Origin of the sequence: Streptomyces sp. NPDC091289, from assembly GCF_044757365.1 — a bacterium.
Taxonomy (GTDB): Bacteria; Actinomycetota; Actinomycetes; order Streptomycetales; family Streptomycetaceae; genus Streptomyces.
In genome coordinates this window covers 15,681-39,993 of sequence record NZ_JBIVUT010000016.1, presented here as the reverse complement: position 1 = coordinate 39,993, position 24,313 = coordinate 15,681, and the positions used below count along the sequence as shown (strand labels likewise).

Genomic DNA, 24,313 nt, shown 5'->3' with positions numbered 1-24,313 from the left:
CCGCTCAGCGGCCGCGCAGCCGCCGTACGAGGATGCTCGCGTCGCCCCGGGACTCCAGGTCGGCCAAGACCACCGCCACCGCCTCGCGGACGATGCGGCCGCGGTCGACGGCGAGGCCGTGTTCGCCGCGCAGGACGAGCCGGGCGTGTTCGAGGTCCATCAGCTCCTCGGCGGAGACGTAGACCGTGATCTTCTCGTCGTGGCGCTCCCGGCCGCTGGGGCGACGGTTCGCGCCGCGTCCGCCGCCTCCACCGCGCCTGCGCTGCTGCTGGACCGCCGGGGCCTGCTCGGCCGGGGCCGCGGAGGGCGCGGGGCGCTCGCCGGAGCCGGCCTTGGCGGACGCGGAACGCTCGCCCTCGCCGCCGCGCGAGTCGCCGCCGTCGGCGTCGGCCGCGGCGTGCTCCTCACGGTCGGCGGACGGGGTCTGGGCCTGGTTCTGGGCCTGGCCGGAGGGATCGCTCTCCCCGGCGGGTGCGGGCACCCGAGGCTCGCCGTTCGCCTTGCGCCGTCGCTCCGCCGGGGAGGACGACTGGAGGCCCATCCCGCCTCCGGTGGTACGGAACAGTTCGTCGGCCCCCGGCAGACTCACTCGGCGTGACACCGGGCGAGCACCTCCCTGGCGAGCTGGCGATAGGCGGCTGCGCCGACCGAGTTGGAGGCGTAGGTGGTGATGGGCTCACCGGCGACCGTGGTCTCCGGGAAGCGGACCGTGCGCCCGATGACCGTGTGGTAGACGTGCTCGTCGAAGGCCTCGACGACGCGCGCCAGGACCTCGCGGCTGTGCACCGTACGGGAGTCGTACATGGTGGCGAGGATGCCGTCGAGCTCCAGCTCCGGGTTGAGCCGCTCCTGGACCTTCTCGATGGTCTCGGTGAGCAGCGCCACCCCGCGCAGCGCGAAGAACTCGCACTCCAGCGGCACTATGACCTTGTGAGCGGCCGTCAGGGCGTTCACGGTGAGCAGGCCGAGCGAGGGCTGACAGTCGATCACGATGTAGTCGTAGTCGGCCATCAGCGGCTTCAGGGCGCGCTGGAGCGTGGACTCGCGGGCCACCTCGCTGACGAGCTGCACCTCGGCCGCGGAGAGGTCGATGTTGCTGGGCAGCAGGTCCATGTTGGGGACCGCGGTCTTGAGCAGGACGTCGTCGGCCGCCATGCCCCGCTCCATGAGCAGGTTGTAGACGGTGAGGTCCAGCTCCATCGGGTTGACCCCGAGGCCGACGGAGAGCGCGCCCTGCGGGTCGAAGTCGACGAGCAGGACCCGGCGTCCGTACTCCGCGAGCGCGGCGCCCAGGTTGATGGTCGACGTGGTCTTGCCGACGCCGCCCTTCTGGTTGCACATCGCGATGATCTTCGCGGGGCCGTGGTCGGTCAGGGGGCCCGGGATCGGGAAGTACGGCAGCGGCCGTCCGGTCGGGCCGATGCGCTCGCGGCGCTGACGCGCGGCGTCGGGCGCGAGGGTGGCCGCGTACTCCGGATCGGGCTCGTACTCGGCGTCGGGGTCGTAGAAGTGCCCCTCGGGCACCTCGGCGAAGTCGGCGAAGCGGTCGGTGTCCCGGCTGCTCTCGTTGCCGGCCGTGGCGTTCACGTGTAGGCCGTCCATCATCTGGGGGGCTGTCGTCATGTGCTGTTGGGTGGCGAAGGTGCGGACAGCGACGGAGCCGACAGCTTCGAGCCCGATCGGGCTCAGACCCCGTGCAGGCATCCCTGGTTGACCACCCCCGGGAGTAATTGTCGACTCATTCACAAGTCGTCTTACCTCCTTGGACGTGACCAGGAAACTTATCGATAGGTCAGCGTGGCACCATGCCGACGATTGGCGACTCTATGGCGTGTCACCGGTCCGCAGCAACACAATCCGCCGGACCCGGCCCGATGTGTCGGCAATCGAACGCCTCGCTGTCAAGGGTGCACAGCGACCAAGCCGCACATTTCACCTCAGCACGAAACGGGTAAAGGGTTACGTTCGGCGCGAGTTGCGCAAGGGCCCCACAGGGCCCGATACACGTCCGGCCGGACCTTGCTCGGCAAGGTCCGGCCGGAGTCCCGATGTTGACGGAGGAGGTTGACCCGTCAGCCGAGGAGCGCGCTCAGCTCGACGTGCGGAAGGTCGTGCGCCTCGGCCACCTCGCGGTAAACCACCTGGCCCTCATGGGTGTTGAGGCCCTTGGCGAGCGCGGCGTCGCGGCGCAGGGCGTCGGCCCAGCCACGGTTCGCGAGCTCCACGATGTAGGGCATCGTCGCGTTGGTGAGCGCGTAGGTGGAGGTGTGGGGCACCGCGCCGGGCATGTTGGCGACGCAGTAGAAGACCGAGTTGTGGACCTGGAAGGTCGGCTCGGCGTGGGTCGTCGGACGCGAGTCCTCGAAGCAGCCACCCTGATCGATTGCAATGTCGACAAGTACACTTCCGGGCTTCATCTTGGCGACGAGCTCGTTGGTGACCAGCTTCGGGGCCTTGGCTCCGGGGATCAGCACGGCGCCGATGACGAGGTCGGCCTCGACGACGGCCTTCTCCAGTTCGAAGGCGTTGGAGACGACGGTCTGCACCTTGGTGCCGAAGACCTTGTCGGCCTCGCGGAGCTTGTTGATGTCGCGGTCGAGCAGCGTGACGTGGAAGCCGAGGCCCACGGCGATCTGCGTGGCGTTCCAGCCGGAGACGCCGCCGCCGATGACGACGGCCTTGCCGGCCGCGGTGCCGGGGACGCCGCCGGGCAGCACGCCGCGGCCGCCGACGGAGCGCATCAGGTGGTACGCGCCGACCTGCGGGGCCAGCCGGCCCGCGACCTCGGACATCGGGGCGAGCAGCGGGAGGGCGCGGTTGGCGGTCTCGACCGTCTCGTAGGCGATGGCGGTGGTGCCGGAGGCCAGCAGCGCGTCGGTGCACTCGCGGGAGGCGGCGAGGTGCAGGTAGGTGAAGAGCGTCTGGTCCTTGCGGAGGCGGTGGTACTCCTCGGCGACCGGCTCCTTGACCTTCAGCAGCAGGTCGGCGGCGGCCCAGACCTCGTCCGCGGTGGCCAGGATCCGGGCGCCGGCGGCGATGTACTCCTCGTCCGGGATGGACGAGCCGACGCCGGCGTCGTGCTCGATGACGACCTGGTGGCCGTGGCGGACGAGCTCATGCACTCCGGCGGGGGTGATCGCCACCCGGAACTCGTTGTTCTTGACTTCGCGGGGGATGCCGACCTTCACGTCGATCACGGTCCTTGGCTCGGAGGGTCATCCGGGCACAGCGGTGCATACCCGGACATATACAGCATAAAGGGGAGACGCCACGGAGGAACGCGGCAGAGCCAGTCTAATGAAGGACTTCGCACTGTCTAGCCTTACAAAGCATTAACTTTCTGTCGAAGTACTACGGATTTCGTAGGCTGGAGCCTCCTCACCCAGCAATCTATCGGCCGCAGCCCGGTGCAGCCTGGCAGCCGCGGGGTCCCCGAGCCGGTCCAGCGTGTCGGCGAGACGCAGCTGCAGCGCCGCCTGAAGCCGCACGTCACCGGCGCGCCGGGCCAGGTCGACCGCCTCCCGGCAGGTCTGGAGCGAGTCCTGCGGCCGGCCCGCGTACTCCTGGACCCGGGCCGCCTCGCTCAGCGCCCGCGCCTGGGCCGCCGGATCGCCGAGCCTGCGGTGGCCCGCCGCGGCGGCGCGCCAGTTCCGCAGCGCCTCCCCGTAGCGCCCGGCGTACGTGTGGACCGCCCCGAGCCGCCCGTACAGCCGGGCCTCGTCCGCGCGCTCCCCCTGGGTCAGCCGCTGGGAGAGCGCCCGGCCGTACCAGTCGGCGGCCCGGTGGTAGTCCCCCAGCTCCTCGTACGCACCGGCTACGGATTCCATCGCGCGGCCGGTGGCGTACAGGTCCTTCGCGGCCTTTCCGGCGTCCAGCGCGGCCCGGTAGCGGGTCAGCGCGTCCCGGGTGCGGCCGGTGCGGGCGTCCAGATCGGCGAGGTTCAGCAGGGCGGCCGCCTGCTCGCGGGGCAGTTCGCGGCGGAGCGCCACGTCCAGGACGAGACCGTGCAGCCCGTACAGCTCGGGGGCGGCCTCCTCCGTCCCCCGGTGCGCGGCCAGGGCCCGCACCAGGGCGGCCACCAGCCGCCGCGCCAGGGTGTCGAGCTCGCCGTCCGCCACGGCGAGGCGGGCCGAGGCGAGCAGCGCGGGCTGGCGGACCCGCAGCCAGGCGCCCGCCTCCTCGGCGTTCGGGAAGCGCAGCGAACGGGGCAGCCCGGCGAGCTTGCCGCGGGCGGTGGAGCCCTCCGGTTCGGTGACCGCCCGGCAGGCCTGGAGCCGGCGCACGGTCCGCTCCAGCATCCGGGCGCGGGCCAGCTGGATCTCGCCGGGCCGGTCCCGGTCCTCCAGGAGCGCCCGCAGCAGCGGGGCGAGGCAGCCGGGCACCGCGTACTGGGGGTGGGCCGCGCCGTCCGTCCGCAGCAGCCCGAGCTTCACGAAGTCGTCGAGGGTGGAGCGGGCGGCGGAGACCGAGCAGCCGGCCAGCGCGGAGGCGGTGTGGGCGTCGGCGAGCCCGGCGGGGGCGAGGGCCAGCAGACGCAGTATCCGGGCGGCGGTCTGCGGCAGGGAGTCGTGGACGAGCCGGAACGCGCGGGCCAACGGCCGGGCGCCGGTGGGCTGCTGGTCGCCGGAGTCGGGCAGCTCGTGCAACTGCTTGGCGACGTCGGCGACCGAGGCCATGGGGTGGGTGGCGAGCAGGCCGCCCATCAGCGCGAGCGCCGCGGGCTGTCCCCCGCACACCTCGGACAGGGTCTCCGCGGTGCGGGGGTCGACGGTGATGCGGACCTGTCCGATGGCACGGGCGAGCAGCCGCACCGCCGCGCCCGCCTCCAGCCCGCCGAGCGTGCAGGGCCGCACGTCGGGGATGCCGGTGAGCGGGCCGGTCGCGGTGGCGAGGACCAGGCAGTCCGGGTTCTCCGGGAGCAGCGGGTCGACCTGCTCGGCATCGGCCGCGTCGTCGAGCACCAGGACGAGCCGGCGTACGGCGAGGGCCTCGCGGACCATCTCGGACAGCTCGTCCTGATCGGCGCCGGGCGGGACCGCCACGCCGAGGAGGCCGAGGATCTCGCCGGCGGTGCGTTCGGTGGGGACGCTCTCGCCGCCGGGGTCGGTGAGGCCGACCCGGAGCACCCCGTCGGGGTAGTCGCCGGAGCCCGTACCGGGAACGGACCAGGGGCCCGCGCCCGCGGCCGTCGCGGCGGCCCCGGCGGCGTCGGTTCCGGTGAGCGCCCCGGCCAGCTCCTCGGCGAGTGCGCTGCGGCCGGAGCCGGGGCGGCCGGCGATGAGCAGGACCCGGGCGCGGGGGGTCTTGCGGCCGGCCAGGGTGTCGAGACCGGCGCGCTCAATGTCCGCCCGCAGAGCCTTCAACTCGCGTTCGCGGCCGAAGAATCGGGGTGGGGCGGTGCCGGACGGCTCCTCGGTCCCCGGGGCCTTTGCCGGGCCGCTGGTGTCCACCGCCTGATCGGTCACGAGCCACGCTCCACTTCGCTGCACGCGGTGCCCGCCGGAACTCCGGTCGGGTGCGTTTCGAGCGTAGTTCAGCGGTGACGACGATCACTGCGGAGCGGGGCGGGGCCGGCCCCAACATCCCCCGATCGGATCAGCATTTCTTCATTTCGTACGACCGGGGGTGTGGGGCGGCAGACGGCCCGTCAGGCGGTTGGACCGTCAGGCCTCGAAGGGGCGGGCCGGCCAGGGCGCTTCGGCGGGGCGCAGCGAGTCGACGCCGTCGCCCGCGCGGACGGCGGTGAGCGCGAGCGCCCCGACGACCAGGCAGTTGTTGTGCACGTCCCCCGCGATCACCGAGCGGACCAGCTCGGGCAGCGGCACCCGGGCGTGCTCCATGTCGGCCTCCTCCTCGGAGACCGCGTACCGCTCGCCGTCCGCCTCGGAGAGGTCGCGGGCGAGGAAGACGCGCACGGCCTCGTCGCAGCCGCCGGGCGTGGTGTAGACGTCGGTCAGCACCCGCCAGTCCTCGGCCTTGACGTGCGCCTCCTCGTACAGCTCGCGCTGGGCGGCGTGCAGGGGGTTCTCGCCGGGGATGTCGAGCAGTCCGGCCGGGATCTCCCAGAGCCGGTGGCGTACCGGGTGGCGGTACTGCCGCAGCACGATCACCCGGTCGTCCTCGTCGATGGCGAGGACGGCGACGGAGCCGGGGTGGACCTGGTAGTCACGGCCGTGGACGGATCCGTCGGGCATCACCACCCGGTCGGTGCGGACGCTGGTCTTGTTGCCGGTGAAGGGGGTGACGGTCTCGGTGACCTGCCACTCCTCGGGCGTGTCCTGGATACCCATGTGCGTCCTCCCGCGTACAGAACGAAAAACCGGGGCACGGCGTCCGTGAAGGAGCCGTACCCCGGTCAACCGTAATGCCTCGGAACTACTCGCCCGCGCCGACCTTGCGCGCGACGGCGGCCTTCACCAGACCCGCGAAGAGCGGGTGCGGGCGGGTCGGGCGCGAGCGCAGCTCCGGGTGCGCCTGGGTGGCGACCAGGTAGGGGTGCGTCTCGCGCGGGTACTCGACGTACTCGACGAGCTTGTTGTCCGGGGAGGTGCCGGAGAAGACCAGTCCGGCCTTCTTCTCCAGCTCGGAGCGGTAGGCGTTGTTGACCTCGTAGCGGTGGCGGTGGCGCTCCTCCACGTACGGCTGGCCGTCGTAGGCCTCGCGGACGAGGGAGCCCTCGGCGAGCTTGGCCGGGTAGAGGCCGAGCCGCATGGTGCCGCCGAGGTCGCCGGCGCCCTCGACGAAGGCGAGCTGCTCCTCCATCGTCGAGATGACGGGGTGGGAGGTGGCGGCGTCGAACTCGGTGGAGTTGGCGTCGGGGATCTCGGCGAGCGAGCGGGCCGCCTCGATCACGATGCACTGGAGGCCGAGACAGAGGCCGAGCAGCGGCACCTTGTTCTCACGGGCGTAGCGGATGGCGCCGACCTTGCCGTCGACACCGCGCTCGCCGAAGCCGCCCGGGATGCAGATCGCGTCGACGTCGCCGAGGTGTTCGGCGGCGCCGGCCGCGGTGCGGCAGTCGTCGGAGGTGACCCACTTGACCTTGACCCGGGCCTTGTTCGCGAAGCCGCCGGCGCGGATCGCCTCGATGACCGAGAGATAGGCGTCGGGCAGGTCGATGTACTTGCCGACCAGCGCGACGGTGACCTCGTGGTCGGGGTTGTGGACCCGGTCCAGCAGGTCGTCCCAGGTGGTCCAGTCGACGTCCCGGAACGGCAGGTCGAGCTTGCGCACGACGTAGGCGTCCAGGCCCTCGGTGTGCAGCACCTTGGGGATGTCGTAGATCGACTTGGCGTCGATCGCGGCCACCACGGCGGCCTCGTCGACGTCGCACATCAGCGAGATCTTGCGCTTGATGGCGGTGGGGACCTCGCGGTCGGCGCGCAGCACGATGGCGTCCGGCTGGATACCGATGTTGCGCAGGGCGGCCACCGAGTGCTGGGTGGGCTTGGTCTTCAGCTCGCCGGAGGGGCCGATGTAGGGCAGCAGCGAGATGTGCACGACGAAGACGTTGTCCCGGCCGACCTCGTGGCGGACCTGGCGGACGGTCTCCAGGAACGGCAGCGACTCGATGTCGCCGACCGTGCCGCCGACCTCGGTGATGACGACGTCCACGTCGTCGGTGGCCATGCGGCGGATGCGGTGCTTGATCTCGTTGGTGATGTGCGGGATGACCTGGACGGTGTCGCCCAGATACTCGCCGCGCCGCTCCTTGGCGATGACCTGCGAGTAGACCTGGCCGGTCGTCACGTTGGCGGAGCCGTCGAGGTTGACGTCGAGGAAGCGCTCGTAGTGGCCGATGTCCAGGTCGGTCTCGGCGCCGTCGTCGGTGACGAACACCTCACCGTGCTGGAAGGGGTTCATCGTGCCGGGGTCGACGTTGAGATAGGGGTCGAGCTTCTGCATGGTGACCCGCAGGCCCCGTGCCTTGAGCAGGGCACCCAGGCTGGAGGCAGTCAGACCCTTGCCGAGGGAGGAGGCGACACCCCCGGTGACGAAGATGTGCTTGGTCGTCGTGGATGTGGGCTGCATAGCCAAAGGGGGCTCCCGTGGTCGCGATTCTGAGGTGCGTACCGGCAGCCGAACCGGAGATTCCGGGGGTGCCGTCGCTGCGGTTCGGGGGCCTCGTGCGCTGTCGCGAACGACCACCGGTCCACGGGCTACCAGGGTAACAGCGACGGCGGGAGGCTGCTTCCGGCCACACCCTGCACAGGGGCGTCACACCATCACCTCAGGCACTTCACGTCCCACCCGATCAGCTCAGAGATGTTGCGGGGACCGTCGCGCGGATCTTCGTGGTGCGTCGTATCCTGCTCAAACACTCGCTGCCGAGACGGCCGGGCGGCGGCACCACCCAGGCCGCCCACCGGTAAGGAACCCGTCGGATCTTCCCGGGTGAAAGACCCTACGACCCCCTTGACCCGCAGTAAGCGCCCTTCGACAGGGCGACATGGCCGTTCGACTGGAGACGCACGTGGCCGGGCGCATCGAGGATTACGCACTCATCGGAGACATGCAGACCGCAGCCCTGGTCTGCCGGGACGGCACAGCGGACTGGCTGTGCCTGCCCCGCTTCGACTCGCACGCCGTGTTCGCGGGCCTGTTGGGCACCGAGGAGCACGGCTTCTGGCGCCTGGGCCCCGCGAGAGCGGAAGGAACCGAACCGGCCTTCGCCGACCGGCGGCGCTATCGCGGTGACTCCCTCATCCTCGAATCGGAGTGGGACACGCCGCGCGGCACCGTACGAGTGACCGATTTCATGCCCCCGCGTGACGGCGCGCCGCAGCTCATCCGGATCGTGGAGGGCGTCAGCGGCCGCGTGCCGATGCGCTCCGAACTGCGGATGCGTTTCAGCTACGGCCGGGTGACGCCCTGGGTGCACAAGGTCGACAACCGCACGGTCGCCGTCGCCGGGCCGGACTCCGTCTGGCTGGACACCGAGGCGGACACCTACGGCAAGAACCTCACCACCTACTCCGACTTCACCGTCGGTCCGGGTGACCGGGTGGCGTTCACGATCAGCTGGCAGCCCTCGCACCACGAGCCGCCGGCCCTCCCCGACCCCGAGGGGTCCCTGGAGGCGACCGAGCTGTTCTGGCGCGAATGGGTCGATCAGTGTACGTACCACGGGCCCTATCGGGAGGCGGTCGTCCGCTCCCTGATCACCCTCAAGGCCCTCACGTACGCGCCGACCGGCGGCATCGTCGCGGCGCCGACCACGTCGCTGCCCGAGGAGATCGGGGGCGTACGGAACTGGGACTACCGCTACACCTGGCTGCGGGACGCCGCGATCACCCTCTCCTCGCTGCTGCGCACGGGGTACCGCGAGGAGGCCCGCGCCTGGCGTGAGTGGCTGCTGCGGGCGGTGGCGGGCGACCCGGAGAACCTCCAGATCATGTACGGCATCGCCGGGGAGCGTGAGCTCGGCGAGGCGGAGCTGGACTGGCTGCCCGGTTACGAGAACTCCGGCCCGGTCCGCGTCGGCAACGGCGCGGCGAACCAGCTCCAGCTGGACGTCTACGGCGAGGTCACCGAGGCGCTGCACCTGGCGCACATGACGGGCCTGACCCGCAACGACTACGCCATGGGCCTCCAGCTCAAGCTGATCGAGTATCTGGAGAAGCACTGGGAGGAGCCCGACGAGGGCATCTGGGAGGTGCGCGGGCCGCGCCGGCACTTCGTGCACTCCAAGGTGATGGCGTGGGTCGCGGTCGACCGGACGATCAAGCTGGTCGAGTCCGGTGACGTCGAGGGCCCGCTGGAGCGGTGGTACCAGCTGCGCGACGACATCCACCGGGATGTCTGCGAGCGCGGCTACGACAAGGAGCGCAACACCTTCACCCAGTCCTACGGGTCGAAGGAGCTGGACGCCTCCCTGCTGCTCATCCCGCAGATGGGTTTCCTGCCGCCGGACGACAAGCGGGTCATCGGCACGATCGAGGCGATCCAGCGGGAGCTGTCCACGGAGGACGGCTTCATCCTGCGCTACCCCACCGAGGGCGAGAACGCGGGCGTCGACGGTCTGGCGGGCGACGAGGGCGCGTTCCTGGCCTGCTCGTTCTGGATGGCCGACGACCTCGCGATGATCGGCCGGGTCGACGAGGCGCGCCAGCTGTTCGAGAAGCTGTTGTCACTCCGCAACGACCTGGGCCTGCTGGCGGAGGAGTGGGACTCCAACCTCCAGCGCCAGGTGGGGAACTTCCCGCAGGCGTTCAGCCATGTCCCGCTGATCGACACGGCGCTGCGGCTGACGGCGAGCGGCGCGTACGTGGGCTGAGCTCGCGCGGAGTCCCGGACCCCGCACCCCCGTCCCGGCGGACAGGGGTGCGGGGTCCGGTCGTGTTCCGGGCCGGTTAGGCTGCCGATCATGGAACCGGCCACGACCAGGGACACGACCGCCGGCCTCGTCGTCCTCGACGCCCGTCAGCTGGCCGCCGATCCGGATCTGGCGGCCGCGTTCGCGGCGTCGGCCCGCCGGATCCTGGCGGATCTGGTCGCCGGAGGCGCCGCGCTGGGCTGGGTCGAGCCGCCTTCGCGGGACGAGGTGGCGGAGCTTCTCGGCCGGGTCGCCGCCGAGGCGCGGGGATCGGACGCCGCGCTGCGGGCCGCGTACCTCGGCCGCCGCCTGGTCGGACTCGGTTACTGGCGCCGCTACGCGCGGCCGACGCACCGTCCGCACGCCGATCTGGAGAAGCTCGCGGTCGATGCCGCGGTCCACGGGCGTGGCGTCGGGCGGGCGCTGACCGCCGCGCTGATCGCCGACGCCCAGGAGGCGGGCATCGAGGTCCTCACGCTGGACGCGCGGGGCGACAACACCGGCGCGCTGAGCCTCTACCGGTCGCTGGGCTTCAGCGAATACGGCCGGCTGCCCGACTTCGTCGCCGTCGGCGAACACCGCTACGACAAGGTGTTCCAGATGCTGGACCTCCGCCGGCCGGCCTGACCGCTGCCGGCTCAGAGCGCGGCGAGCGGTTCCGCCTCGTACGCCCGGTGGAGCGCCTGGAGGAACCGGGGCGCGGCGGGCAGCTCGGTGGCGCCGATGCGGTGGACCGCCACGCCCGGCGTCCAGGAGTTCATGACGACCGCGCCGGCGAGGGCGGGCAGGTCGTCGGGGGTGATCGCGGCGGTCCGCTGCCGGACCCCGAGCCGGTCCAGCCGCCGGCGGACGATGCCCATCATGGTGCCGGTCAGGACGTGGGCCTCGGGCCACACCACCGCCTCGCCGTCCCAGAAGGCCAGGTTCCAGATCGTCGCCTCGCTGAAGCGGCCCTCCCGGTCCAGGAAGGCGGCGTCGTCGAAGCCGTCGGCGACGGCCTGCCGGAGGAGGTGGGTCTTGGCGATCTCGCCGACGTGCTTGACGTGCGGCAGGTACCGCTCGTGCTCGACCGCGGCGAGCGCCAGCGGGCCGCCGGGGCCGGTGGACGGCGGCCCGGTCCGTACCAGCAGTGCCAGGTCGCCGTCGGCCGCGGTGAACTCGCCGGCCGTGGAGAAGACCGTGGCCGTCAGCGAGAGGTCGGCCGGTCCGTCCCGGAGTGCGGTACGCAGGTGGGCGCGGACCAGGTCCTCGGGCAGGGACCGGCCGAACAGCTCGGCCGACGCGGTCCGCAGCCGCTCCAGGTGGAGGTCGAGGCCCCGGGCCCGGCCGCCGCGGATCTGTATCGCGGTGAAGTGGGCGTGGCCCGCGAAGGCGAGCGGCGCGAGGTCGTCGGTGGCCGCCGGACGGCCGTTCAGGTGCGTGATGTGCGGGGAAACTTCGTTCATGGTCCGGACGTTAAGGCTTGACACCGGTGACAAGGTCAAGCGGAGGGGTGGGGCAGGCATGCTGATCGGGGAGTTGTCGCGGCGGACGGGCGTCAGCGCGCGGTCGTTGCGGTACTACGAGGCGCAGGGGCTGCTGGAGGCCCGGCGCGGCGCGAACGGCTATCGCGCCTACGCCGAGGAGGCCGTGGTGACCGTCCAGCAGATCCGCTCGCTGCTGCGGGCGGGCCTGTCCACCGAGGTGATCCGCCAGGTGCTGCCGTGCGCCCGGGGCGACCGGCCCGGGTTCGACTGGTGCGCGGAGCTGCGGGAGATCCTCGGCGGGGAGCTGGCGGAGATGGACGACCGGATCGAGGCGCTGCGGCGCAGCCGGGGCACGCTCGCGGGGCTGCTGACCGGGCATCCTCACTCGAAGGCCGCCGCGGCCTCCTTGAGCGCGGCGGCCACCGCCTCGGGCGCGTCGGGGCCCGGCTCGCCAGGGGTGTAGGTGACCGAGCGCAGTGCGCCCTCGTAGCGGAAGGTCCGGTGGCGCTCGAACAGGGGCCAGGAGACCGGGGATTTGCGGTCGATCCCGATGCTGATGCCCTGGAACGGGGCCATGCCGATGAGCTGGTGGACGCTGGGCGGGGTGGCCCGCACCTCGCCGTCGACGCTGACGGTGAACGACCAGCGCAGCCCCTTCTCGGCCGTGGCGGCGAGGACGACGACGTGCTCCCCCGGCGTGAGCGGGCCCGCGTCGGTCTCGTGCAGGACGCCGTATTCGTTGTAGGCCAGGCGGAGCCGCCCGTCCTCGACGTACAGGCTGTAGCCGCCGCCCTGGTCGCCGTGGGAGACGAGCACCCCCTCCCCCGCCTCGTCGATGACGACGGTGATCTCGAAGGAGCGCAGGGAGACCAGCCGGGAGGACCGGTAGCGCTCCAGCTCCGGGGTGCCGGGCAGCAGGGTCAGTGGGCGGGTCAGGCGTTGTTCGGCGGGGTTGCGGCGGGCGAGGGCACCGCTGCCGTCGGGGAGCGGGAAGACCCCGTTGCGCCAGGCGGCCGCCTCCCAGGCCTCGGACAACTCCTTGACCAGGTCCGGGCGTTCGGCGGCGAGGTCGTGGATCTCGGTGGGGTCGGTGCGGATGTCGTACAGCGCCCACTCGGAGTCGTCGTAGGGCGTGCCGGGGCGGTGGAGGGTGACGAGCTTGTGGCCGCCCCGGTAGTAGCTGCGGTTGCCGGTCATCTCGCAGTACTGCTCGGGGTGGGTGGAGGCGTGGTCCGGGTCGGCGAGTACGGGAGCGAAGCTGATGCCGTCCGGTTCCTGGAGGGTGACACCGCGCCGCTCGGCCGGGCGGTCGAGTCCGGCGAGCCGCAGCAGGGTGGGGGCGATGTCGGTGACGTACTGGTACTGCGTGCGCGTCCCGGGGGCCAGCAGCTCCTCGCGGGCGCCCTTGGGCCAGGACAGGACGAACGGGACGCGGACCCCGCCGGCGTACGTGTGCCCCTTGTACAGCCGGAAGGGGGTGTTGGAGGCCATGCCCCAGCCGCGCGGGTAGTGGACCAGGCTGCGCGGGCCGCCGATCAGTTCGGGGTCGCGGTCGACGTCGGGGGTCCAGTCGCCGGGCAGGGCGGGGTGGTGGACGAAGCGGCTGAAGTAGGAGCGGGTGCCTTCCGCGCCGCCTTCGCCGGTGCCGCCGTTGTCGGAGGTGAAGACGATGATGGTGTTGTCGAGTTCGCCGAGCGCTTCGAGGGTGTCGGTGAGCCGGGCCAGGTTCTGGTCGATGTTGTCGACGAGTGCCGCGTAGACCTCCATGTAGCGGGCGTAGAGCTTCTGTTGCTCCGGGGTGAGGCTGTCCCAGGCGGGGACGTCGAGGCCGGCCTCGCTGTTGCGGTCGGGCAGTTCGGTGCCGGGCGGGAGCAGTCCGGCGGCGAGCTGGGCGGCGAAGCGGCGCTCGCGCAGGACGTCCCAGCCCTCGTCGTAGCGGCCCCGGTGGCGGGCGATGTCGGCCGGCTTGGCCTGGAGCGGGCCGTGGACGGCGTTGTGGGCGAGGTAGAGGAAGAACGGCTTGTCGGGGTCGTGGGCGCGCAGCGACTTCACCATGGAGATCGCCTGGTCGGTGATGTCGTCGGTGTAGTAGTAGTCGTCGGCGAAGTCGTCGATGTCCAGCGGGCTGTTGTCGCGGACGAGTTGGTGCGGGTGGAAGAGGCTGGTGAGGCCTTCGAGGACGCCGTAGTACTGGTCGAAGCCCTTGTTCAGCGGCCAGTTGTCGCGGTCGTCGGCGGCGTTGGAGGCGGAGTCGCGGACCAGGTGCCATTTGCCGACGGCGTAGGTGGCGTAGCCGTTGTCGTGGAGGAGCTCGGCGAGGGTGGGGATGTCGTCGGCGATCTCCATGCCGTAACCGGGGAAGCCGGGGTCGGAGTTGGCGACCATGGCGTAGCCGACGCGGTGCGGGTTGAGGCCGGTGAGCAGGGCGGCGCGGGCCGGGGAGCAGAGCGGCATGGTGTGGTAGTTGGTGAGCCGTACGCCGTTGTCGGCGAGCGCGTCGAGGGTCGGGGTGGCGATCTCGGAGCCGAAGGGGCCGATGTCGCTGTAGCCCATGTCGTCGACGAGGACGACGACGATGTTGGGGGCTTTCTCGCCTGCCGTGGTGCGCGGCGGCCAGGAGGGCTCCGATGCGGCGAAGGTGCGGCCGATCCGGCCGGGGAAGCCGTCGTAGGGGTCGCGTCGGGTGGGGTCGGTGGTCATCGGCGGGGCTCTCCGTCACGGCTGGGGTGGTGGTCGTCGGGCAGCGGGAACAGCCGGGCCAGTTCGTCGGCGACGGCGGCGAGTTGGGGGCGTGCGGGGTGGCCGGTGAAGGCGGCGATCTGGAGGAGGGTGGAGCCGCCGCGGACGGTCAGCAGCTCGGTGTCGAGCAGTCCGGGGACGATCCGGCGGACCGTGTCGGCCGCTGCCGGTTCGGCCAGCAGATCCGCCAGCGGTGTACGGAGGTTGAGCGCGCCCTCGGTGAACTCGTCCGAGCGGGCCGCGGGTTCGCGGGCCGCTTCCGACCGCTCCCGCTGGGCGGCGACGAGGAGGTGGGCCTCGGTCACCCGGTCCGGATCGTCCGGGACGCCGAGGCGGGCGTACTGGTCGGCGGGGGCGTCGTTCGCGCGCAGCCCTTCCACCAGCAGCCGGAGCATGCGCAGCTCGACCGCGTCGTCGACGATCGGCTTCTCCTGACGCGGGTCGGCCGCCAGGTCGAAGAGGAGGGTGCCGAAGCGCTGCGGGCCCAGGAGCGGGGAGGGGTGGGCAGGGATGCGGAGGGTGGGCACGCCCTTGGTGAACGCGAACGGTTCGGCCAGGGTCAGCCCGGTCAGCTCCTCGGGGGTGAAGCGGCCCCGGATGCGGGTGGGCATCAGGGTGTGCTCGTACAGCGGCTGGTTGGTGTCGTCGTGGCAGGCCCGCATGTAGACGTACCGGCCGTCGGTGACGTTCACATGGCCGCCGAACATGCCGAACAGCGCTGATTCTCTGGGCTGTTGCGCGTCGGCGGTCTCGCGCAGGGGCCGCCCCTGGACGTCCGGCGGGATATCGGCGCCGAAGAAGTCCAGCAGGGTCGGCGCGAGGTCGACGGTCTGGACGAGGGAGCCGTCGCGGGTGCCGTCCCGGTCCGGGCGGCGCGGGTCGTGGACGAAGAGCGGGGTGTGGACCAGCTCTTCGTACCAGGGGGTGACGACCTTGGCCCACCAGCCCTTCTCGCCGAGCAGATAGCCGTGGTCGGTGCAGACGATCAGCAGCGTGTCGTCCCACAGCCCGTGTTCGTCCATCGCGTCGAGGACCCGGCCGAGCGAGTGGTCGCACATGGAGAGCAGCGCCGCGTATTCGTAGCGGGCGTGGCTCTCCTGCTCCTCGGTCTCGGTGACCCGGTTGTAGTCGGGCCAGTCGAAGTGCGGGCCGTCGTAGTCGTGCGGGTAGAGGTCCTTGTAGTGGTCCTGGGTGAAGAAGGGTTCGTGCGGGTCGAAGGTCTCGATCTGGACGAACCAGTCGTCCTCGGTGTGGTTGGTCCGCAGGAATTCCAGTCCGGCGTCGAAGGTGAGGGTCTGCGGCTGCTTCGCCTCGGTGTCCAGGTGCTGCCGGTTGACCCAGTCCTGCCGCCAGAGGTCGTTGCGGGTGGCCCGGAGGTTCTCCGGGATCTCCGGGTCGGCGACCTGGCCCTTCCAGGCGTCGCCCTCCTGGCCCCGGAAGAACTCCCAGGAGTTGTAGCGGCCGTGGTAGGTGGCCCCGCCGTCCTCCCAGTAGTGCTGATGGTCGCTGACGAGGTGGGTGTAGACGCCGTGCCGCTTCAGGATCTCGGGCATCGAGTCGTCGAACGGCTCCAGCGGACCCCAGCCCCGGTGCAGGAAGTTGTGGCGTCCGGTGTGCAGTTCACGGCGGGCCGGCATACAGGGCATGGAGCCCGCGTAGCACCGGTCGTAGGTGACCGTACGGTCCGCCAGGCGGGCGAAGTTGGGGGCGTGGGTCCAGTCGGCCCCGTACGGCGACAGCAGATGCCGGTTGAGGCTGTCGAACATCACCATGACGGCCTTCACGCGGTGTTCCGTCCTTCCGCAGGATCAAGGGGCTTCAGGTCGCGGGCGCGGCGGAAGCCGCCGTGGCCGGTCGAGGAGTCGGGGGTGTTGTGGGAGCGGGCGGCGACCCGGTAGCGGTTGCAGTACGAGGCGTGGCAGAGGTAGGAGCCGCCCCGGATGACGCGTTCGCCGGGTCCGAAGGCGTCCGCGCACCACTCCCAGACGTTGCCGGAGGTGTTGTGGAGCCCGTGGCCGTTGGGTTCGTACGCGGTGACGGGCACGGTGCCGGTGCGGCCGCCGGGCCGGTCGGATCGGTGCGGGAAGCGGCCGCGCCAGGTGTTGCACATCTCGCGGCCTTCGGGGGTGAAGTCGTCGCCCCACGGATAGCGGGCGCCTTCCAGGCCGCCGCGCGCCGCGTACTCCCACTCCGCCTCGGTGGGCAGCCGGGTCCCGGTCCAGTCGCAGTAGGCCAGGGCGTCGTCGTACGAGATGTGGACGACCGGGTGGTCGGCCCGGTCCGTGACGTCGGAGCCGGGCCCTTCCGGCGCGTCCCAGGCCGCGCCCGCGACGCCGAGCCACCAGGGTGCGCCGGGCACCCGTCCGAGGATGTGGCGCTCGGCGGCCTTCGGGTGGACCAGCAGGTGAAAGACGTAACTGGTGCCGTGGCGTTCGGCGTCGGTGCGGTAGCCAGTGGCGGCCGCGAAAGCCGCCCAGTCGGCGTTGGTGACGGCGGTCGTGTCGATGGCGAAGGGGGCCACGGTGACGTCCCGCACCGGGCCTTCCCGGTCGGCGGGGTAGCCCTCGCCGAAGGCGTCGCCCATCCGGAAGGTGCCGCCGGGCAGTTCGGCCATCACGCCTCGGGTGGTGGCGACGGCGCGGCGTACCGCCGGGAGCGGCAGGACGTCGGTGGCGGACGCCCCTCCCGTACAGGCGCGTCCCGGGGCGCAGCAGGCGTTCACGCGAGCACCTCGGTCTTCCGGATCGCGGGCCGTACGGGTACGGGCTCGGGTGCCGCCGCCAACAGGGCCCGGGTGTACGGGTCCTGGGGGTGCTCGCAGACCTCGTCGGCGCTGCCGGTCTCCACGATCCGGCCCCGGTGCATGACCGCGATGCGGTGGCTGACCTGGCGGACGACGGCGAGGTCGTGGGCGATGAAGACCAGGGCCAGCCCCAGGTCCCGCTGGAGGTCGGTGAGGAGGCCGACGATCTGCGCCTGGACGGAGACGTCGAGCGCGGAGACGGGTTCGTCGCAGATGAGGACGGACGGGTCGGGGGCGAGCGCGCGGGCGATGCCGATGCGCTGGCGCTGCCCGCCGGAGAAGGAGCGCGGGTGCCGGTCGGCGACGGCCGGGTCGAGACCGGCGAGCGTGAGCAGTTCGGCGACCCGGGCCTCCCGCTCGTCCCGGTCGCCGAGGCCGAAGGCGATCAGCGGTTCGGCGACGATCTGCCCGACGGTCATGCGGGGGTTGAGGGAGGCGTAGGGGTCCTGGAACACCATCTGGACCTGTCGGCGCACCGCGTGCAGCGCGCGCCGCGAGGGCCGGGTGACGTCCTCGCCGCGCAGTCGCAACGTGCCCCCGTCCGAGGCGTGGGCGTGCGCCAGGACCCGGGCCAGGGTCGACTTGCCCGAGCCGGACTCCCCCACGATGCCCAGGGTCTCCCCCTCGGCCAGGGTCAGCGACACCCCGTCCAGCGCGGTGAATCCGGCCCCCCGGGTGCCGCGCGCCCGGTACGTCTTGACCAGCTTCTCCGCCTCCAGGACGACGGCCCCGGGCGCGGGCCGGTCGATGCGGGCGGGCGGCGGGGGCGCGGGCAGTGGTTCGGTGCGCCCGGCGGCGGGCAGGCAGGCGGCCCGTACGCCGTCGGTCAGCTCGACGAGCGGGGGCGTCCCCGTACGGCAGCGGTCCTCGACGAGCGTGCAGCGCGCGGCGAACGCGCAGCCGTCGCCGAGCAGCGCGAGGTCGGGCGGGGCGCCGGGGATGCCGGTGAGCCGGGTGCCGGAGGGGGCGGAGAGCCGGGGCACGGCGGCGAGGAGCCCGGCGGTGTACGGGTGGCGGGGGCGGGTGAGGACCTCGGCGGTGGGCCCGTCCTCCACGACGGTGCCGCCGTACATGACGAGGACGCGTGCGCAGGAGCGGGCGACGACGCCCATGTTGTGGGTGATGAGGACGAGTGCGGTGCCGGTCTCGCGGTTGAGGTCGGCGAGGAGGGTGAGGATCTGCTCCTGGACGGTGGCGTCGAGCGCGGTGGTCGGTTCGTCGGCCAGCAGGATGTCCGGTTCGCCGGCCAGGGCCATCGCGATGAGGATGCGCTGGCGCTGCCCGCCGGAGAACTGGTGCGGGTGGTCGTCGATACGCCGGTGGGGTTCGGGGATGCCGACCCGGTCGAGGAGGTCGACCGCGCGGGCCCGGCGGGCGGCCCGGTCGCGTTTGCCGTGGGCTCTCAGCACCTCGTCCAGGTGGCGGCCGACGGTGAGGACCGGGTTCAGGGCCGTCATCGGGTCCTGGAAGATCATGCCGATACGGGCGCCGCGCACCGCCCGCAGCTCCTCGTCGGTGGCGGCGGCGAGGTCCTGGCCGTCCAGGAGGACGGAGCCGGTGGCGAGACGGCCGGTGCCGGGCAGCATCCGGGTCAGGGCGAGCGCGGTGGTCGACTTGCCCGAGCCGGACTCCCCGACGACGGCGAGGGTCTCGCCCCGGCGCAGGGTGAAGGAAAGGCCGCGCACGGCGTGCAGGGGCGAGCCGTCGGAGCCGGTGAAGTCGACGCCGAGGTCGCGGACTTCGAGCAGATGGCGGGGCGGCCGCGAGGAAGTGGAGTCCGGTGCGGTCATCGGCGTATCTCCCGGTTGAGCGCCTCGGCGATGAGCGAGAGGCCGAGGACGAGCGCGGTCACGGTGATCAGCGGCCCGGCGGCGAAGTGCGGGGCCTGGTCGAGGTAGGGCATCGACTGGCTGAGGATGGAGCCGAGCGTCGGCTCCGGCGGCCGGACGCCCACGCCGAGGAAGCTCATCGCGCCCTCGATGAAGACGGCGACGGTCAGCGACACGGCGATCTGGACGATCAGCGGGTCGGCGGCGTTGGGCAGGATGTGCCGGACGAGCACCCGGGGGCCTGAACTGCCGCCGACCCGGGCGGCGGTGACGTACTCCCGCTCCCGCTGCACGAGGATCCCGCCGCGCAGCAGCCGCCCGAACGCCGGGATCTCGGCGAGCGCGATGACCAGGACGACGGGCAGCCGGCCGGGGCCCAGGATCGCGGTGACGGCGAGCGCGAGGATCAGGCCCGGGAAGGCCAGGATGAGGTCGAAGACCCGCTGGACGAGGGTGTCGGCGACCGGGTGCGCCGCCGCGGCCAGGGCGAACAGGCAGCCGAGTACCGCGCCGAGGGGGACGGCGATCGCGATGATCCCGAGGTCGGCGCGGATGCCGTACAGCACCCGGCTGAGCAGGTCGCGGCCGAGGTCGTCGGTGCCGAGCGGGTGGCCGGGGGTGCCGAGGGCGGCGAGGCTCTGGCCGCTCTGGTCGGTGGGCCCGTGCCCGGCGAGGAGCGGGGCGAGCAGTCCGGCGAGGACCACCACGCCGACGAGGACCAGGCCGGTGCGGGCCCGGGCGGTGGAGAGGGCGGCGCGGTAGGGGTGGCGGGGGCGTGCGGCCTTCCGCGGGCCGGCGGGCGGGGCCTCGGTGGTCGCCGGGGATACCGGGGCGAGGTCGGGGGTCGAGGTCATGGGGGTCACTCCCACCTGATCCGGGGGTCGAGCCAGGCGTACACGAGGTCGGTGAGCAGTTGGACGACGACGAAGACGGCGACCAGGAGGAGCAACAGGTCCTGGACGACGGGGTAGTCGCGGCGTTGGAGGCCCTGTTCGGCGAGCTGGCCGAGGCCCGGCCAGGCGAAGATCGCCTCGACCAGGACGGCTCCGCCGAGCAGGTGTCCGGTCTGCATGCCGAGCAGGGTGACGACGGGCGGGAGGGCGTTGGGCAGCGCGTGCCGCCACAGCAGCCGGCGCGGTGCGACTCCGGCGGCCGTGGCGGTGCGGATGTAGTCCTCGGCGAGCGCGCGTTCGATCCCGTCCTTGAGGTAGCGGCCGAGGACGGCGGCGCTGGGCAGGGCGAGGCAGAGCGCGGGCAGCAGCAGGTACTGCGCGGCGAGGTCGGGTGCGGTGAGGAAGGCCACCCGGCCGCCCGGCGGCAGGACGCCGAGGACCACGGCGAACAGCACCACGAGGAGCACGCCGCTGACGAACGGCGGCACGGCGAGCGCGGCGGTCGTGGTGACCCGGATCGCGCTGCGGATCCAGCCGCTGCGGGAGGTGGCCCCGAGGATGCCGAAGGCCGTACCGAGCACGATGACGAACAGCAGGGCGGCCACGGTCAGTTCGGCGGTCGCGCCGAGCCCGTCCCCGATCAGGTCGGAGACCTCGCCGCCGATCGCGTACGAGGGTCCGAGGTCGCCGGTGAGCAGGGAGCCGATCCAGTGGGCGTACTGGGAGAGGAGGGGCGCGTCGAGGCCGAGCCGGTCGCGGATCGCGGCGACGGTGGCCGGGGAGGCGTCGGGCCCGGCGAGGGAGGTCGCGGGGTCGCCGGGGACGAGCCGCAGGATCGTGAAGATCACGAAGGAGGCGGCGAACAGGACGAGGAGGGCGGAGGGCAGCCGCCTCAGCAGGTAGCTGCGCATGTCACACCAGGTAGGCGTCGTCGAGGTTGAGATAGGAGAACTTGTTCTGGGTGACGCCGTGCAGCCGGTCGGCGCCGACCTCGACCTGGCCGCGTACGACGAGGTCGATGATGAACGCCTCCTCCAGCAGGATGCCGGAGATCTTCTCGTGCAGGGCGTTGGCCTCGGCAACGCTCGACTCCGGCTTCGTCCAGGCCTCCTGGACGACCTTCGTGTACGCCGCGGAGCGGTACTTGGAGGTGTTCTTGGCCTCGTTGAACGGATAGGCGCTCACCGCGAGGGTGGAGGGCTGGACCTGGGCGAAGCCGTGGCCCATGGACCACAGCGCGGGCATCTGCTGTGAGATCAGCTTCTTCTGCGCGGTGGCCCCGTCGGTCGGCTCCAGCGTGACGTGGACGCCGATCTGCTTGAGGTCGTACTGGATGGACTCGGCGATGGCGGTCTCGCCGGGCAACGCGATGTGGAGCAGGGGCAGTTCGAGCTTGCGGTGACCGGCCGACCTCAGCAGCTCGCGGGCCTTGCCGGGGTTGTGGGTGTAGTGGGTGCGGTGGGCCTCGCTGTAGGCGGGCGAGGACTTGGGCCACGGGGCGGCCGAGGCGATTCCGTAGCCGCCGAGGGTCTGGGCGAGGAGCCGCTCGCGGTCGACGGCGAAGGCGAGGGCCTGGCGGACGGTCCGGTCGTCCAGCGGGGCGACGGTGGTGTTGACCCCGAGGTAGGCGGCGCCCGCTCCGGTGTCGTAGTCGGTGATCTTCAGCCGGGAGTCGCTCTTGACGACGCCGAGGCTCTTGCCGGGCACATGAAAGGAGAGGTGGGTCTGGCCGGAGCGCAGGGACGAGATCAGCGCGTCGGCCTGGGGTATGACGCGCAGTTCGACGCCGTCGAGGTAGGGGCGGTCCGGCTGCCAGTAGCGGTCGTTGCGGGTCAGGGTCAGGCCGGAGCCGGGGCTCCACTTCTTCAGCCTGAACGGCCCGGTGCCGATGAGCTTCTTTCCGGTGACGGCGTCCTCGACGGTCTTCTCATCAGTGATGATCATGAATTCGAAGAGGTCGAAGAGATTGTTCACCGGGTGGGCGAGCTTCAGGACCAGTTCGTGGTCGCCGCGCTTCTCGAAACCGGTGATCGCGGCGGCCGTACTGCGCAACTGGGCGGCCCGGACCGGGTTCTGGAGGTTCTTCACGGCGAAGATCACGTCGTCGGCGGTGAAGGCCCGGCCGTCGTGGAACGTGACGCCCTCGCGGAGGGTGAGCGTGATGCTGCGCCCGTCCTTCCCGTACGTCCAGGAGGTGGCGAGCTCCGGCTTCGGGGTGAGGTCGTCGTCGTAGCGGGTCAGGGTGTTGTAGATCAGCCGCTGCTGGAGCGACTGGCCGCTCTGCGCGAACAGCAGGGCGGGGGTGAAGTCGGCGTTGACGGCGACGCCGAGGATGCCGCCGCGCTTGGGCGCGCCGCCGGACTCCTTCGGGTCGGACGAGGCCTCGGAGACCGCCGAGCGGCAGCCCGCCAGGCCCAGTCCGAGCAGCAGGGAGCCGCCGCCGGCCGCGCGCAGGGCGGTGCGCCGGGAGGGCCCGGCGGGCGGGAGCGGGGACGGGGGCGAGGGCGGGGTGGGGTACAGCTCGGTCATCGGAGCCTGCCTGTGGCGGAGAGGGACGGAGGAAGGAAGGAAGGAAGGGCGGACGGAGTGAGTGAGGGAGGGAGGGAGGGAGGGAGGGAGGGACTGGACGTAATTAATTCCGCTGCGGGAGCAATTGAGACGGAGCGGTGCACACGCAGGAGCGCATGCGGGTGCGGAGGGCTCAGGCGCCCGTGCGGTCGGGGACGTACGGGGGCGGCGCGGGATCACACGGGAGCATGCCCGACGACGGACCTGCCGACAGATCTACGACGGAGAGCGCTCGGATCTCAGGTGCGCGGGAACGTGATACGGCGTCGAGAGCCGGACCGGGCACAGGGAACGCGCAGGGGTCCGGGGTCAGTTGTGGACGGCACAGACCGCGCTGGCCTGTCGACAGAGGTCGACGTGCCTGCGGGAGACGAGGCGCATGTCCGGGTTCACGGGAGCAATATGACAGCGGCCTCGCCGGGAGGTCAACCCGGTCTGTCCGGATCCTGGTACGAAAGCCCCTCCTGCCCGCTACACCCGACTACCGGTCGAAGGTCGTAAGCGGGCTCCTGAACAGGGGATTCAGCAGAATCGTGCCGCCCGCGACGGGCAGAACGGTCATTCCGGCATGCGGACTGACGATCCGTTCGGGGTCGCCGCAGACATGGGACAGGTCGACCGCGGCGCCCCGGATCTCCTCCAGATACTCCGGGTTGAGCAGGCTGGAGTGTTCGGTGACCACGACCAGATCCGGGTTGAGGACGTCGAGCAGCAGCGCGGTCGCCCGGCCCACCGCGCGGGCCCGCTCGCGCAGCAGCCGGTCGGCCCGCCGGTCACCGGCCGCCGCCGCGTCCACCAGCAGGAACACATCGGCTTCGGGCACGATCCCGCGCCGCACGGCGGTCCGGCCGACCGCCACGTTGGAGGCCGTCGCCTCCAGGCAGCCGGTGCGCCCGCAGGGGCAGCCGACCGTGGAGTCCGGCACCGGCAGATGGGCGACGTCCCCGGCGCCGGAACCCGGGCCCTGGTGGACCACCCCGGCGATGCCCAGGGCCGCGTCGACGACATTGCCGATGAAGAGGTGGACCAGGCTGCGGCGGGCGGCGGGGTGTCCGAAGAGGATCTCGGACTGGGCGATGGCGCGGGCGTGGTTGTCGATGCGGACGTCGATTCCGCCCAGGCCGCGGGAGAGTTCGGCGGCGAGCGGCCGCTGGTGCCAGCCCAGCGCGTCGTGCCGTACCGCCGTGCCGAGCGCGGGATCGACCCAGCCGCCGAGCGCCGCACCGACCCCCAGCAGCCGGCGGCCCCGGACGGCCTCGTCGAGGAAGGTCCGCAGCCCGGCGAGGACGCGGCCCGACAGTTCGCCGGGGTCGATGCCCTCGTGCGGGAAGGTGCGGCGGGCGAGCAGCCGGCCGCGCAGATCCAGCAGGCCGAACGTCGATCCGGGCACCCCGATGTGAACGCCGCCCGCCACCGGTCCCTCACCCTCCCCGGTGTGCAGGTCGACCGGGATCTGCGGTCTGCCGACGCCGCTGCTCTCCACCAGCTCGGGCAGTTCACGGACCAGGCCGAGGCGGACGAGATCGGTGCACTGGCGGGAGACGGCGGCGGGGCTGAGGCCGGAGAGGGCGGCGATCGATCTGCGGGCGACGGGCCCGTGGTCGAGCACCGCGCGCAGGACGGTCGCGGCATTGGCCTCGCGGCGGCCGTCGCCGGCGGTCCGGAAGAGCTGGGGGGCGGCGGTCATGGTGGCCTTCCTT

19 protein-coding genes are annotated in these 24,313 nt (G+C 72.1%); 3 read left to right on the top strand and 16 right to left on the bottom strand.

Going from position 1 to position 24,313, the window contains the following annotated elements; all coding sequences use genetic code 11:
• Positions 1 to 4: 4 nt before the first annotated feature.
• The 6 genes from ACIQPT_RS21965 to ACIQPT_RS21940 all read right to left on the bottom strand — a co-directional run bounded on the left by ACIQPT_RS21965 (position 5) and on the right by ACIQPT_RS21940 (position 8,031).
• Positions 5 to 589, bottom strand: coding sequence for a hypothetical protein (locus ACIQPT_RS21965; protein ID WP_401157876.1), 585 nt, complete (start codon positions 587 to 589; stop codon positions 5 to 7).
• A complete protein-coding gene (locus ACIQPT_RS21960; protein ID WP_003970030.1) occupies positions 586 to 1,704 on the bottom strand; it encodes a ParA family protein in 1,119 nt (372 codons plus the stop codon). The genes ACIQPT_RS21965 and ACIQPT_RS21960 overlap by 4 nt, the downstream gene beginning before the upstream one ends.
• 368 nt (positions 1,705 to 2,072) lie before the next feature.
• Entirely contained in the window at positions 2,073 to 3,188 is a 1,116-nt protein-coding gene (ald, locus tag ACIQPT_RS21955) for an alanine dehydrogenase (RefSeq protein WP_401157874.1), read from the bottom strand.
• A 144-nt stretch (positions 3,189 to 3,332) separates the two neighbouring features.
• Positions 3,333 to 5,465, bottom strand: a complete 2,133-nt coding sequence (locus tag ACIQPT_RS21950; protein WP_401157613.1) for a tetratricopeptide repeat protein — start codon at positions 5,463 to 5,465, stop codon at positions 3,333 to 3,335.
• Between the two features lie 198 nt (positions 5,466 to 5,663).
• On the bottom strand, positions 5,664 to 6,290 hold the full coding sequence (locus ACIQPT_RS21945) for an NUDIX domain-containing protein (RefSeq protein WP_401157611.1): 627 nt from the start codon (positions 6,288 to 6,290) through the stop codon (positions 5,664 to 5,666).
• A gap of 85 nt (positions 6,291 to 6,375) precedes the next feature.
• Entirely contained in the window at positions 6,376 to 8,031 is a 1,656-nt protein-coding gene (locus tag ACIQPT_RS21940; RefSeq protein WP_401157609.1) for a CTP synthase, read from the bottom strand.
• A 442-nt stretch (positions 8,032 to 8,473) separates the two neighbouring features.
• On the opposite strand from ACIQPT_RS21940, the gene ACIQPT_RS21935 reads away from it, so the two are divergent.
• Together ACIQPT_RS21935 and ACIQPT_RS21930 are read left to right on the top strand one after the other, a co-directional pair.
• Positions 8,474 to 10,276 carry a glycoside hydrolase family 15 protein gene (locus ACIQPT_RS21935; RefSeq protein ID WP_401157872.1) on the top strand — a complete coding sequence of 601 codons (1,803 nt, stop codon included), beginning with the start codon at positions 8,474 to 8,476 and terminating at the stop codon, positions 10,274 to 10,276.
• Between the two features lie 90 nt (positions 10,277 to 10,366).
• Positions 10,367 to 10,942 carry a GNAT family N-acetyltransferase gene (locus ACIQPT_RS21930; protein ID WP_401157607.1) on the top strand — a complete coding sequence of 192 codons (576 nt, stop codon included), beginning with the start codon at positions 10,367 to 10,369 and terminating at the stop codon, positions 10,940 to 10,942.
• An 11-nt stretch (positions 10,943 to 10,953) separates the two neighbouring features.
• On the opposite strand, the gene ACIQPT_RS21925 is transcribed toward ACIQPT_RS21930, so the two are convergent.
• A complete protein-coding gene (locus ACIQPT_RS21925) occupies positions 10,954 to 11,760 on the bottom strand; it encodes an aminotransferase class IV family protein (protein ID WP_401157605.1) in 807 nt (268 codons plus the stop codon).
• A 58-nt stretch (positions 11,761 to 11,818) separates the two neighbouring features.
• Here ACIQPT_RS21925 and ACIQPT_RS21920 point away from each other — a divergent pair, with 58 nt between their 5' ends.
• Positions 11,819 to 12,244 (top strand): MerR family transcriptional regulator, encoded by a 426-nt coding sequence (locus tag ACIQPT_RS21920; protein WP_401157603.1) that lies wholly within the window; start codon positions 11,819 to 11,821, stop codon positions 12,242 to 12,244.
• Here ACIQPT_RS21920 and ACIQPT_RS21915 read toward each other — a convergent pair.
• The 9 genes from ACIQPT_RS21915 to ACIQPT_RS21875 all read right to left on the bottom strand — a co-directional run bounded on the left by ACIQPT_RS21915 (position 12,163) and on the right by ACIQPT_RS21875 (position 24,300).
• On the bottom strand, positions 12,163 to 14,481 hold the full coding sequence (locus ACIQPT_RS21915; protein WP_401157601.1) for an arylsulfatase: 2,319 nt from the start codon (positions 14,479 to 14,481) through the stop codon (positions 12,163 to 12,165). The two genes, ACIQPT_RS21920 and ACIQPT_RS21915, sit on opposite strands and share 82 nt — an antisense overlap.
• Positions 14,478 to 16,304 carry a sulfatase gene (locus ACIQPT_RS21910; protein ID WP_401157599.1) on the bottom strand — a complete coding sequence of 609 codons (1,827 nt, stop codon included), beginning with the start codon at positions 16,302 to 16,304 and terminating at the stop codon, positions 14,478 to 14,480. The genes ACIQPT_RS21915 and ACIQPT_RS21910 overlap by 4 nt, the downstream gene beginning before the upstream one ends.
• Entirely contained in the window at positions 16,301 to 17,134 is an 834-nt protein-coding gene (locus ACIQPT_RS21905; protein WP_401157870.1) for a formylglycine-generating enzyme family protein, read from the bottom strand. Before ACIQPT_RS21905 ends, ACIQPT_RS21910 begins: the two co-directional genes overlap by 4 nt.
• A gap of 104 nt (positions 17,135 to 17,238) precedes the next feature.
• Positions 17,239 to 19,113, bottom strand: a complete 1,875-nt coding sequence (locus tag ACIQPT_RS21900) for a dipeptide ABC transporter ATP-binding protein (RefSeq protein ID WP_401157597.1) — start codon at positions 19,111 to 19,113, stop codon at positions 17,239 to 17,241.
• Complete coding sequence (locus ACIQPT_RS21895; RefSeq protein WP_401157596.1) at positions 19,110 to 20,006, bottom strand: ABC transporter permease; 897 nt, start codon at positions 20,004 to 20,006, stop codon at positions 19,110 to 19,112. The genes ACIQPT_RS21900 and ACIQPT_RS21895 overlap by 4 nt, the downstream gene beginning before the upstream one ends.
• A gap of 5 nt (positions 20,007 to 20,011) precedes the next feature.
• On the bottom strand, positions 20,012 to 20,956 hold the full coding sequence (locus ACIQPT_RS21890) for an ABC transporter permease (protein WP_401157594.1): 945 nt from the start codon (positions 20,954 to 20,956) through the stop codon (positions 20,012 to 20,014).
• Between the two features lies 1 nt (position 20,957).
• Entirely contained in the window at positions 20,958 to 22,574 is a 1,617-nt protein-coding gene (locus tag ACIQPT_RS21885; RefSeq protein WP_401157592.1) for an ABC transporter substrate-binding protein, read from the bottom strand.
• A 348-nt stretch (positions 22,575 to 22,922) separates the two neighbouring features.
• Positions 22,923 to 22,994, bottom strand: a complete 72-nt coding sequence (locus tag ACIQPT_RS21880; RefSeq protein ID WP_350998870.1) for a putative leader peptide — start codon at positions 22,992 to 22,994, stop codon at positions 22,923 to 22,925.
• A 100-nt stretch (positions 22,995 to 23,094) separates the two neighbouring features.
• Entirely contained in the window at positions 23,095 to 24,300 is a 1,206-nt protein-coding gene (locus ACIQPT_RS21875; protein WP_401157590.1) for an ROK family protein, read from the bottom strand.
• Positions 24,301 to 24,313: the final 13 nt, after the last annotated feature.

Coding starts and splice junctions, on each gene's coding strand:
- ACIQPT_RS21920 (WP_401157603.1), top strand. CDS start 11,819: ATGCTGATCGGGGAGTTGTCGCGGCGGACGGGCGTCAGCGCGCGGTCG.
- ACIQPT_RS21940 (WP_401157609.1), bottom strand. CDS start 8,031: ATGCAGCCCACATCCACGACGACCAAGCACATCTTCGTCACCGGGGGT.
- ACIQPT_RS21875 (WP_401157590.1), bottom strand. CDS start 24,300: ATGACCGCCGCCCCCCAGCTCTTCCGGACCGCCGGCGACGGCCGCCGC.
- ACIQPT_RS21925 (WP_401157605.1), bottom strand. CDS start 11,760: ATGAACGAAGTTTCCCCGCACATCACGCACCTGAACGGCCGTCCGGCG.
- ACIQPT_RS21930 (WP_401157607.1), top strand. CDS start 10,367: ATGGAACCGGCCACGACCAGGGACACGACCGCCGGCCTCGTCGTCCTC.
- ACIQPT_RS21890 (WP_401157594.1), bottom strand. CDS start 20,956: ATGCGCAGCTACCTGCTGAGGCGGCTGCCCTCCGCCCTCCTCGTCCTG.
- ACIQPT_RS21895 (WP_401157596.1), bottom strand. CDS start 20,006: ATGACCTCGACCCCCGACCTCGCCCCGGTATCCCCGGCGACCACCGAG.
- ACIQPT_RS21885 (WP_401157592.1), bottom strand. CDS start 22,574: ATGACCGAGCTGTACCCCACCCCGCCCTCGCCCCCGTCCCCGCTCCCG.
- ACIQPT_RS21945 (WP_401157611.1), bottom strand. CDS start 6,290: ATGGGTATCCAGGACACGCCCGAGGAGTGGCAGGTCACCGAGACCGTC.
- ACIQPT_RS21900 (WP_401157597.1), bottom strand. CDS start 19,113: ATGACCGCACCGGACTCCACTTCCTCGCGGCCGCCCCGCCATCTGCTC.
- ACIQPT_RS21905 (WP_401157870.1), bottom strand. CDS start 17,134: ATGGCCGAACTGCCCGGCGGCACCTTCCGGATGGGCGACGCCTTCGGC.
- ACIQPT_RS21915 (WP_401157601.1), bottom strand. CDS start 14,481: ATGACCACCGACCCCACCCGACGCGACCCCTACGACGGCTTCCCCGGC.
- ACIQPT_RS21960 (WP_003970030.1), bottom strand. CDS start 1,704: ATGCCTGCACGGGGTCTGAGCCCGATCGGGCTCGAAGCTGTCGGCTCC.